Origin of the sequence: Vibrio sp. 10N.222.49.C9 (genome assembly GCF_041474985.1) — a bacterium.
In the GTDB taxonomy this organism is placed as follows: domain Bacteria; phylum Pseudomonadota; class Gammaproteobacteria; order Enterobacterales; family Vibrionaceae; genus Vibrio; species Vibrio crassostreae_C.
The window spans coordinates 1-369 of the sequence record NZ_JBFRVD010000918.1 but is presented as its reverse complement, the minus strand read 5'-3'; the positions used below and the strand labels follow the sequence as shown (position 1 = coordinate 369).

1 pseudogene is annotated in these 369 nt (G+C 49.3%); it reads right to left on the bottom strand.

Going from position 1 to position 369, the window contains the following annotated elements:
- Positions 1-369: pseudogene (locus AB4585_RS26215) on the bottom strand (zinc metallopeptidase RseP); the annotation flags it as partial.

The following is a 369-nucleotide window of genomic DNA, read 5'->3' as shown; positions in this document are numbered from 1 at the left end:
ATTCACTGATAAAACCGTGTCCCCAACCTTAAGGCCTGCCTCATCGGCTGCTCCGCCCTCTTGCACGTGAGCAAACGTCAGGAAAATCTCAGGAGAATAAGGCCTAAAACCTAACGTGCCCATGGCGGACTCTTTCTCTGGATCGAAGTTCCAGCCGTTAAGGTCAACAACAAAGGTCTGCTCTTGGCCGACTTCCTCTGGCGAAGTCACCGTTACCGTCATTTGATCATCGCCAATACGCGAAATCAAACGCATGTTAACTGATTCCCAGTCCGCGGTTTTGACGCCATCGATGGACTTAAGTTCCATGCCTTGCTGAATTCCAGCTTGAGCAACAATAGAATTGGGAATTACCTCACCAATTACTGG